Source organism: Aeromonas sp. R1-1 (assembly GCF_040908495.1).
GTDB classification, from domain to species: domain Bacteria; phylum Pseudomonadota; class Gammaproteobacteria; order Enterobacterales; family Aeromonadaceae; genus Aeromonas; species Aeromonas veronii.
This window is the reverse complement of sequence record NZ_JBFODV010000006.1, coordinates 1-10184: the sequence shown is the minus strand read 5'-3', so window position 1 is coordinate 10184 and position 10184 is coordinate 1. Positions and strand designations below refer to the sequence as shown.

General features: G+C 60.3%; 7 protein-coding genes. 3 read left to right on the top strand and 4 right to left on the bottom strand.

Annotated elements, in window-relative coordinates:
* Positions 1-207: 207 nt before the first annotated feature.
* From AB5Y92_RS00200 to dcuC, 3 genes are all read right to left on the bottom strand, one after another.
* Entirely contained in the window at positions 208-1851 is a 1644-nt protein-coding gene (locus AB5Y92_RS00200) for a hypothetical protein (RefSeq protein ID WP_164536714.1), read from the bottom strand.
* A gap of 189 nt (positions 1852-2040) precedes the next feature.
* Positions 2041-3687 (bottom strand): bifunctional UDP-sugar hydrolase/5'-nucleotidase, encoded by a 1647-nt coding sequence (locus tag AB5Y92_RS00195; RefSeq protein ID WP_164536715.1) that lies wholly within the window; start codon positions 3685-3687, stop codon positions 2041-2043.
* Positions 3688-3778: 91 nt separating this feature from the next.
* Positions 3779-5131, bottom strand: coding sequence for an anaerobic C4-dicarboxylate transporter DcuC (dcuC, locus tag AB5Y92_RS00190; protein ID WP_164536716.1), 1353 nt, complete (start codon positions 5129-5131; stop codon positions 3779-3781).
* Positions 5132-5326: 195 nt separating this feature from the next.
* Here dcuC and AB5Y92_RS00185 point away from each other — a divergent pair, with 195 nt between their 5' ends.
* A complete protein-coding gene (locus tag AB5Y92_RS00185; RefSeq protein ID WP_111900126.1) occupies positions 5327-5791 on the top strand; it encodes a hypothetical protein in 465 nt (154 codons plus the stop codon).
* Positions 5792-5974: 183 nt separating this feature from the next.
* On the top strand, positions 5975-6571 hold the full coding sequence (locus tag AB5Y92_RS00180) for a DUF922 domain-containing protein (protein WP_368225065.1): 597 nt from the start codon (positions 5975-5977) through the stop codon (positions 6569-6571).
* 95 nt (positions 6572-6666) lie between these two features.
* Here AB5Y92_RS00180 and mnmC read toward each other — a convergent pair whose 3' ends face one another.
* On the bottom strand, positions 6667-8685 hold the full coding sequence (mnmC, locus tag AB5Y92_RS00175) for a bifunctional tRNA (5-methylaminomethyl-2-thiouridine)(34)-methyltransferase MnmD/FAD-dependent 5-carboxymethylaminomethyl-2-thiouridine(34) oxidoreductase MnmC (protein WP_368225064.1): 2019 nt from the start codon (positions 8683-8685) through the stop codon (positions 6667-6669).
* A gap of 90 nt (positions 8686-8775) precedes the next feature.
* Here mnmC and fabB point away from each other — a divergent pair, with 90 nt between their 5' ends.
* Positions 8776-9987 carry a beta-ketoacyl-ACP synthase I gene (gene fabB, locus AB5Y92_RS00170; protein ID WP_368225062.1) on the top strand — a complete coding sequence of 404 codons (1212 nt, stop codon included), beginning with the start codon at positions 8776-8778 and terminating at the stop codon, positions 9985-9987.
* Positions 9988-10184 lie beyond the last annotated feature (197 nt).

Here is a 10184-nt window from a genome sequence, read left to right as displayed (position 1 = left end):
TGAAAGGCTGGGGTATCCATGATGGTAGACCTCAAGGTGATGGCCTACTTCAAGATTAGCCTTTCAACACGTAATTGGGACAGAGCCTTAAATAAAGGCTATGTCCCAATTACGTGTTGCATGGGGTGCCCCAGCGCCTCATGCAAACAGAGCCAATAAAAAAGGCGGCCATTGCAACAATGGCCGCCCTGCGGGGCGTATTGACGATCAGCGTCGGCGATAGAGACCCGGGTCCACCTCTTCGTAGTGGTTGGTCAGGTATTGATAGAAAGCGAGATGGGAGGGCGAGCTCGGCTTTTTCAGCTCCTCGCTGACCCGATCCGGCTTGGCGATGATGAATTTGGGGTTCTGGCGCTGGATGTCCGCCAGCACACGAGCCCGCACGTCATAGGGCGGGTTGACGTTGGCAAAGAAGAGATAGGCAGAGGCCGGCTGACGATCGGTCCAGAGATAATATTGCGGCTGGATACCATCGACCCAGATCTTGTCGCTCGGGCTGGCTTCGGCCTTGATGCGATCGACCCGCACCTGCGCCGCCGGGTTGAAGGGGCGCCCCTTGATCGTTCCTTCCCAAGCGTTGTTGATCATCAGCAGCAACATGGCCAGGGTGGCGAGCCAGGGGGTGGCGCTACGCACATCCCAGGCGCGCCACAGGGGCACCAGAATGAGTACCGGCAGGGCCCACAGCAGACTGGTGCCGAGCACCTCGTTAACCCGCTCGAGGGACCACTCCTTGGTGCTCCAGCCGAAGACCAGCTGCTGGGCCAGCAGCCAGCTGGCGGTCAGCACCACCAGCGAGATGCAGAGCAGGCCGAGGGCATCGGCCTTCTGCTCGCTGCGATCCAGCAGTACCGCCAGCGGCAGCAGAGCCAGCTGTAGATAGAGCACATCGTAGTGATCGAACACATGGCCGGAGACCGAGTTGGCGATCAGGGTAAACAGCACGCCAAAGAGGGTGACCAGCAGCACCGGCAGATACCACTCCTGACGGCGGCTCAGCATCAGCAGGATGAAGGGGGGCAGCAGCATCACCAGACCGGTGCGCAGCAAGCCGACGGCCCCCACCATGGGTGAGAAGCCGTTGCCGTAGCTCCCCTCGAAGAAGATGTCGAAGGCGTAGTATTTGAAGGCCGCCAGCAGGTCGTGCTGCTGGAAGTAGCCGTAGAGGGGGCCGCCAATCAGCGCCAGACCGAGCAGGCTGGAGACGAGCAGCAGGATGGCGTCACGCCACTTCTCGTGCAGGCACCAGTGGCAGAACAGCACCAGATACCATGCCCCCCAGAAGGCGCCGTTGTTGGTGCGCATCCAAGCGACGATGGCAAAGGTGAGGGCCGCCACCAGCGCCGGCCACCAGCGAAAGCCTTTGTCCAGCAACAGAGTGATGAAGGCCCACTGGGCGATGAGGGCGAGGTGGAAAGTCCAGTCCTCGGTCATGTTGCCGTAGTAGTAACGGGTGCCGTAGAGAGCCAGCACCGCCAGCATGGCGCCAAGGCGAGCCTTGAACGAGAGTCCGAGCTGGGCAAAGGCTTGCCAGCTGGCCAGCAGCCCGAGCCAGCAGAGCACCCACTCCAGCGCCCAGATCCCGACAAAACCCCCCATTCCATAGCCCAGCGCGTCGAGGGCGAAGATCATCGGTCCCTTGATGTCGATCATGTCGCGATAGAGCACGCCCCCTTCGCTCCACATCTTGCCCATCACCGCGAACAGCGAGGCATCAAAGCCCGGTGCCATGGCGTGGAAGAGCGGGTTGCGCAGACAGAAGAGCAGCGCCAGCAAGGCGGTCAGCAGCACAATGGCTGGCTTGATACCCGGGTTGACGCGAGGGGGAGTGAAACGGATGGAGTGATTCATGAAGTCGCCTGTTCCTGCAGCTGGTCTTGAAAGCGGGCCTATCTTGCCGAGCTAGTGAGTGCGATGCAATGGGGCAGGCCTGTGTGAGGCAAATATTCTCGAAAAAGCCCGGTTCTTGCAGGGAACCGGGCGCTGGCTGCGGCAATATTGGCCGTCAGGGGGATGTGGCAAAGCCATTCCCCCTCTGCATCAATGGATGTACTCAAGCAGGGGCGGCTGCGCTTCCAGTGTCGGCAGGTGACGGGCCCAGCGGATAAAGGCGTCGGCCAGGGTGATGCCGAGCTCCTGATTGTGCTGGGTCAGGGTCCGCGCCAGTGCGGTGTAGCCCTCCTTGCCGGAGGCGGTATAGGCGCTCGACACTCCGCGATAGACCTGTTCGGCATTGACCGCTCGCCACTGGCCGGGGGTGGCTTCCCACTCCAGTCGGGTGATGCGCTGACCCTTGGGCCGATCGGCCTGATAGGTGAATCGCACCCCTGCGGTGTAGGGGAAGCTGCCGTTGCCATTGCCGACCACGCCGTTGTTGGTGGCGTTGTCGATGGCATTCTCCAGCGCCTCCGCCAACTCGTGACCGTGCACCCGATAGAGGGTGAGGGGAATCGCGAAGGGCAGCAGGCGACCGGCGATATCCGCTTCGCTCAGGGGGCCCGGCTCCAGCGAGCAGCGCACGCCGCCAGCATTGTGCAGGGCAAAGTCCACCTCGCCTACCTGTTCACGGGCAGCGGTCAGCATGGCGCGGGCCACCAGCGGGGCGAGTTGGCTGCCGTGGGGCAGGGTGGCATCCGGCAGCCGCTGATGGGGAAGTGGCGCCGCCAGTCGGGTGACGATGCGCTGGCTCATGGTTTCAATCTCCGGCCGGTAGCGTTTGGCCAGATGTTGTTCAAGCTGTGGGGCCGGCTCACAGAAGGTGAGCCCGACAGGTGGCGTGGAGGCGTACGGCCAGGGCTGCCAGGGGAGCCACTCCAGCTGACCCTGACTCTGCACGACGCGGCCCGCCTCATCGAAGGTGAGCTCGCAGACACCGAGGCAGAGGGCGCTGTGGCCAGCATGCAAAATAGCCACCCCGTTGTTCATCAGCGGATAACTGCCTTCGCTTGGCAGACCCAGCGGCGCGAGATCGCCGAGCAGGCTGTGGGTGTGGCCGCCGATGATGAGACTGAGCTCGGGGAAGCGTTCGGCCAGCAGCTTGTCCTGATCCAGCCCGAGGTGGCTCAGCAGCACGATATGCTGGATCCCTTCGCGCTTGATCTCCTGCAACACCCTGGTGAGGGTGTCGGCGACCGCGTGGAAACGGGTGTGGGAATCCGGGTTGGCGATGGCAGCCATCTGGGCGAGGGTGATGCCGAGCAGTGCAAAGGGAACCCCGTCGATCACCCGGCGATGCCAGGGCTGATGGGCGTCGTAGAGGTGGGGAATATCCCACAGCCCTAGCGGCGTGTCGGCTGGCTCCTGACTGTTGTCCAGATTGGCGGCCAGCACCGGAAAATCGAGCTGGCGCAAGAACTCCACCAGCGGGCCGTTGCCCAGATCGAACTCGTGGTTGCCAAGTACCATGGCATCGGGGGCCAGCATGGCGAGCAGGTCGGCGTTGGCGCGCCCTTTGAAGCGGTTGAAATAGAGCGAACCCTGAAAGGAGTCGCCACCGTGCAGAAATAGAAAACGCTGGCCGGCTGCTGCGGCTTTGGCACGCAGTTGGGTCAGTCGGGTCAGGATCCGGGCATAACCGCCGCACTGGGTGCGCCACTGGCCTTCACCGACAGGGGAGAAGCTCATGGGCGCGCCATCGAAGTGGGAGTGGCAATCACTGAAATGGGCAAGTTGAACCGTAATACTCATCTCGGTCCTCCTTAGGGGGAAAATGAGCACCGAGTCTACTGCAAAGGGGGGGTAGGATACCAGCCCGGCAGGGTGCCGGGCTGGTCAGCGATCAGGCGGGTACCATGATCTGGGTGGCGACGATCACCACCAGCAGGCCGACGGCGACCGGCATACTGGTGCGCTTGACCACCTCGAACGGCGAGAGCTTGCCCATCCCCGCACAGGCGACCACCACCCCGGAGACTGGAGAAATGGTGCGACCCAGGTTGGAGGCTTGCAGCATTGGGATCACCAGATAGGCCGGGTTGATGCCAAGGTTGCTGGCCAGGTTGGGGATCAACTCCACGAAGGCGTAGAAGGGAGCATTGCCCGAGCCGGTGGTGAAGGCGGCCAGGGTGGTGATCACCACCAGTGACAGCATCATGATCAGACCACCCGAACCGAGATCCTGCGCGTGAGCCAGCAGGGTGTCGATAAAGCCGATGGTCATCAGACCCTGGGCGAAGACACCGGCACCGACCAGCAGCATGACCACACCGGCAAAGGCGTCAGCCATGTTGCGCCAGCAGACCTGCAGACCGTCCAGCAGCTCCTTGCCATTGCGGATCCGCACGAGTTCCAGCAGGCTGGCCAGCACCATGCACATGACGATGATGGTGACGATATCCAGTTGCGGACCCCATTTGCCGTCAAACACCAGCACCCCGATGATGGGGGTAAAGGGCAGGATGGCGTAAAAGGCAGGCGCAGTCGTCACCAGGTCACCCGGGGCGACCGGCTCGTTGTGTTCCCCGGATTTCTGGTCAAGGTAGCGCTGCCAGAAGAAGTGGGTCACCGCCATACAGGCGATCGCCACCAGCGAGATGGGTAGGGTCAGCTTGAAGGCAAAGTCCAGCAGCGGCATGTTGGCGGCCTGAGCGGCCATCACCACGTCCCCTGAGGTTGGTGCCAGAATGATGGCGGCTGGCGAGGCGCACACGGCCGCCGCCGCGCCACGGGAGATCCCCATGTTGACCATCAGCGGGAACAGGGTGGCCATCAACAACACGCCGAGGCCGGTAGCGGAGCTGACCGCCAGCGACATGGCGCAGGCCACCAGATAGGCAGCCACCAGCAGGATATAAGGGGACTTGATGATGCCGAGCGGTTTGCTGGCCAGCTTGACCAGAATGGTGTTGGCACCGATATGGCTCATGTAGCCGGCGAAGCCGCACAGCACCATGATCAGCATCCCCAGTCCACCGCCACGGTCATTGAGCAGGAAGCGGACGTATTCGAAGATATCGGTTGCGATATAACCGGTGCTGACCACCTTGCTCGGTAGTACCGGCTTGCCCATCATGGCGGTGATGACCAGCAGCAGCAAGCCGCCGCTCAGCAGCACCCCGGTCGCGGAGTATCCTTTGAAAATGGCACGGCCCACCACCAGGGTGACCAGGGTACCAACGATGAGTTCCAGCATATGTTGCCTTCTGATTGGATGAGAGTGGAGGGAGTCTATTCCGATAGGGGTAGAGTGGCGACTGGAAACAGGATGTTGTGTGAGCTAAATCAACGTTTAACCCCATGAACAGAATTAAAGAAAGGTAAAGGTACTTTACCCAGCGGGTTTGGCTACCTACCCTTGCCAGCCTTGGTTGTCTTTTGAGGCTTTTATATGGTGGTTGGTGATTTTTCAGGCATTAAACGCTCTGTTTTCCTGCTTGCGATGTTATTTTCACCTACTTGCGTGTTTGCAGTAACCAATGACGGTTTTCATCAAACCGGTCCTCATCAGGCGGTCGCCATGCGGCGTCTCATGGCTCCTCACTCTTACGGCGTTCTGGTGGTTGCCGAGGGGAACAGACCCCGTTTTGCCGCGCTGGCATCCAAAACCACCGAAGCAAACTGCCTAGCTCGTCATGCCATCCGGGTAGATGGGGTCGCGCTGCTGGTCACCCCGAGATTCTATGCCAAAGAGGGAAAACGGGGACTTTGCGAGTTGTGGCTCAATGAGGGGGCAGATCAGGACTTTTTTGCCAACCGTCTTAAAAATGATCATTTTATTCAGATAGATGGTCATGACATCAATGTGAAAAACTATCACCTCGACTGGCAGCGCATCAGCCGTCATGCTCAATAAAAATACAGTTTTGGCCTTGTGCCATACTCTGCTCACGCAACCTGTGAGCGTGCTCTGATTTCTGGGCGCATCATTGTATTGCGCCGCCTCGTCGTCACACATAGGCTATACCCGTCATCTGTGTGGCGGTGGGGTTCACCAAGGTTGGTACTCCGCCCGTGCAATCAAGGAAGGTAGTCTGGCATGGTCAGCAAGGTTTATGGAGTAGTGGGGGTCGGGTTGTTGCTGTTGCCCCTGATGAGTCAGGCTCAGCCGAGCCGGCCGCAAGTGGTGCCAGAGTCCCGCATCAATGTCCGTTTTTATGAGGTCAATGCAACCAGTCCGGAGCAGCTTGCCCGGGCGATTGCCCAGAGTGCTCCCAAGGTGAATGGCAAGCCCGTACTCGGCAAGGCGAGTTATCAGGTGGACTGGCAGCTGGATACCGAGCAGTTGCCGGGGCGCTGCCAGCTCAACCGGGTGACGGTGACCACCAACGCCACCGTGCTGCTGCCCCGCTGGCGTCAGAGCGCGAACAGTAACGGTCCTGCCCGCCAGCGCTGGGGGCGGCTGCTCTCCAGCATGTTTGACTACGAATCCCGCTTCAAGGAGATGGTGCTGCAAGGGGCCAATCAGGTGGGGGGCGCTATTGCTGGGCTACCCGGACATGCAGATTGCCAGGCGCTGCGCTATGCCGCATGGGCTGCGGGCAGTGGCGAGCTGAACAAAATCAAGGGACGGTTCGACGGATTCCAGCGTCAGACAGGTTACGGCGAACAGCTCGGGGTGCACTGGCCCAAGTGAGCGCTATCTCAAGACGCAATAGCCAGCATCGCACGATTTGATAAATAGAATGGCCGCCCGATGGGCGGCCATTCTATTTGCTTTCAGAGTCCGGTTCAGACCAGCGCTTTGCCCTTGAGCAGCTTGCGTACCCAATAACGGGCCGGGTGGAGCACTTCCAGCAGGTCGGCGGCCAGCGGCAGGGGCTCGCCGCAGATCTCGCTGGCGAGCAGCTCACCACAGAGCGGCGCCGAGCAGAGGCCCCGCGAGCCGAGCGCCCCCAGCACATAGAGGCCGGGGTGAAGGGGAAGCGGCTGGGCGTTGTGCTGATCATGCTGCAGCTGCGCATAGTGATCCGCCAGACCTTGCAATCTAGCCACTGGCCCCACCACCGGAAGGTGATCCCGGCTGGCACAACGCACCCCTACGCGCGCCTTGTTGCCACTCACATCCACCTCGGCGGGCCAGGTTTGCTCCGGCAGGCAGGCTTGCAACCGCACCTGATTCTGGATGTGCTCCTCGGCACGAAACTCAAGGCTGCTCTGGTTGCGGCCATAACTGGCACCGATGCAGTGTTGATCGTTGTGCATTGGCGTGAGGTAGCCATCGTAGCAGAGCACGGTCTTGAGCTGACGCAAGCTGGCCGTGGTCGGCACATGGCTCACCTGACCGCGCACCGGATAGAGCGGCAGATCGGCAAAGGGGAGCAGTGCTGGCAACTGGTGTCCGGCGGCGACCACCAGATTGGGGGCCTGCCAGTGGCGGCCATCCTGGCTCTCTACTTGCCAGCCATCGGCCAGTTCAGTAATAGCGACCACCTCGGTGTTGAACACCACCTCCAGCAGGCCGCTGGCTTGCGCCTCTTTCAGGGCGGCTCGGGTGAGATCGGCCGGACAGAGCCAGCCCCCCTGTGGGTAACTGACGCCGCTGTGGCCACAGGGCAGGCCAACCACCTGCTCTACCTCTGCTGTAGAGAGGGGATGCATCAGCTCGGACGGGAAGGAGCCCTGGTTCATTTTCGCCAACTTGGCTGCCGATTTGTCGTCATAACCGAGCTGGGTCACTCCGCATAATTCGAAAGCGATAGGGTGGCGTTCGGCCAATGCCAGCAGCCGTTGGCGGGCATAGCCAAAGGCGAGCGAATAGAAGCGTGACAGGGCATCGTGCTCGCCGTTGAGCAGGGGATAGAGCGCCCCCTGACGATTGCCTGAGGCGCCGGTGGCCGGTTCGCCATCTGCACACAGCAACGTCACCTTGCGACCCCGCTCCACCAGAGAGAGCGCCGTCATGGCCGAGGCGATGCCGCCGCCGATGATCACTACCTCGCCAGCGCGTCCGGCAGGACGGGCATAACAAGGAGCGATGGTCTGCTGCGGCTGCTTGTCGGAGCGATCCCCCACCAGCATCTCCCGCTTGCTACCGTGGCCCTTCACCTTCTTCATGGCAAAACCGGCGGCAATCAGGCCGCGACGGACAAAACCGGCACAGGTAAAGGTGGCAATGGAGCTATCGGGACGGGCGAGGCGAGCGAGACCATCAAACAGCTCCTGTGTCCACATTTCCGGGTTCTTGGCCGGGGAGAAACCATCCAGATACCAGGCATCCACCAGCCCTTCTGCCCGGTGAGGCACCTGCGGCAGCATATCCTTGATGTCGCCAAACCAGAGATCGAGGCGAATGCGGCCACCCGCAAAATGTAGGCGGTGGCAACCGGAGACCGGCAGCGGCCATTGGGCGACAAGATCCTGACTCAAGTGGCCAAGTTCAGGCCAGGCGGCCAGCGCCTTGCGCAGATCGTCTTGGGTCAGGGGGTATTTCTCGAAACTGATGAAGTGCAGACGGGAGCCGTTGCCGGATTGAGGCGCCTGTTCCAGGAAGGCTTGCATTGTCGCCAGAAAGTTAAGGCCTGTGCCGAAACCTGTTTCACCTATCACGAAACTGTCACTATCGTGGTGCGAAAATCGCGCAGGTAGCCGGTTTTGCTGCAAAAAGACGTAGCGGGTTTCACTTAGACCGTTATCATTGGAAAAGTACACATCCCCGAAGTCACTGGAGACAGGAGTTCCCGCTTCATTCCAGTCCAATCGGGCATGATGTAAGGATGTTTGACTCACGTTTTCCTCGGCTCGCGTCACAAAATCGCGGGCATTCTACGTGAAAGCAGACCAGTTTGGCAGCCGAAAGCGGGTAGACTTGGCGCCAGTTTTTCCAGACGAGATGAATTAATGAGAAGAGCAGTGATCACCGGTATCGGCGTCATCTCCAGTATCGGCAACAACAAGGAAGAAGTGCTGGCCTCCCTGAAAGCAGGTAAATCCGGCATCACCTATTCCGAGCAGTTCGAGCAGCACAACCTGCGCAGCCGTGTCTGGGGTAACATCAAACTCGAACCGTCTGAACTGATCGACCGTAAAGTCATGCGTTTCATGGGTGACGCTGCGGCCTACGCCTACCTCTCCATGCAGCAGGCCATTGAAGATGCCGGTCTGGCGGAAGATCAGGTCTCCAACGAGCGTACCGGCCTGGTGGTCGGTTCAGGTGGTGCCTCCGGCAAGAACACCTCGGAATCTGTGGACATCGCCCGTGAGAAAGGGGTCAAGCGTGTGGGCCCTTACATGGTGCCGCGCACCATGTCCTCCACCACTTCCGCTTGCCTCGCGACCCCGTTCCAGATCAAGGGTGTCAACTACTCAATCAGCTCAGCTTGCGCCACCTCTGCTCACTGCATCGGTCACGCGCTTGAGCTGATCCAGCTTGGCAAACAGGATGTGGTCTTCGCCGGTGGCGGTGAAGAGCTGGACTGGTCCTCTACCATCCAGTTTGACGCCATGGGCGCCCTCTCCACCAAGTACAACGACACGCCGGAAAAAGCGTCCCGTACCTATGATGCGAACCGCGATGGTTTCGTTATCTCCGGTGGCGGCGGCATTCTGGTGATCGAAGAGCTGGAACATGCGCTGGCCCGTGGTGCTCACATCTATGCCGAGTTGACCGGTTATGGTGCCACCTCCGATGGTTACGACATGGTTGCACCGAGCGGTGAAGGCGCGGTGCGTTGCATGAAGATGGCGATGCAGGGTGTGGGCAAGGTTGACTACATCAACACCCACGGCACCTCCACTCCGGTCGGTGATACCAAAGAGCTGGAAGCTATCCAGACGCTGTTTGGCGCCAACGGTCCCAAGATTTCTGCCACCAAGGCGATGACCGGTCATGCGCTGGGCGCTGCGGGCGTGCACGAGGCTGTCTACTCCCTGCTGATGATGGAACACGGCTTTATCGCCCCCAGCATCAACATCGAGACTCTGGACGAGAAGGCTGAAGGTCTGCCCATCGTGCGTGAGTACGAAGCGGTCGAACTCAACACCGTCATGTCCAACAGCTTCGGCTTTGGCGGTACCAACGCCTCTCTGGTGTTCAGCAAGTTCAAAGCTTGATCATCCGGTTGATATGAAAAAAGCGCCTCAGGGCGTAATGCCGATCAGTTAAGGATCCATTGACCGATCCTTCTGTTGTGTGAAAATCCGAAACCTGTTGACTGGTTTCGGATTTTTTATGCGTATCGCTCAAGCGCTCGACTTCCTGCACGCCAGTAATGCTGCTCAGTTTGAGTCACTTTCTGACCTCATTCCTC

Coding starts and splice junctions, on each gene's coding strand:
- AB5Y92_RS00180 (WP_368225065.1), top strand. CDS start 5,975: ATGGTCAGCAAGGTTTATGGAGTAGTGGGGGTCGGGTTGTTGCTGTTG.
- dcuC (WP_164536716.1), bottom strand. CDS start 5,131: ATGCTGGAACTCATCGTTGGTACCCTGGTCACCCTGGTGGTGGGCCGT.
- AB5Y92_RS00200 (WP_164536714.1), bottom strand. CDS start 1,851: ATGAATCACTCCATCCGTTTCACTCCCCCTCGCGTCAACCCGGGTATC.
- AB5Y92_RS00185 (WP_111900126.1), top strand. CDS start 5,327: ATGGTGGTTGGTGATTTTTCAGGCATTAAACGCTCTGTTTTCCTGCTT.
- AB5Y92_RS00195 (WP_164536715.1), bottom strand. CDS start 3,687: ATGAGTATTACGGTTCAACTTGCCCATTTCAGTGATTGCCACTCCCAC.
- fabB (WP_368225062.1), top strand. CDS start 8,776: ATGAGAAGAGCAGTGATCACCGGTATCGGCGTCATCTCCAGTATCGGC.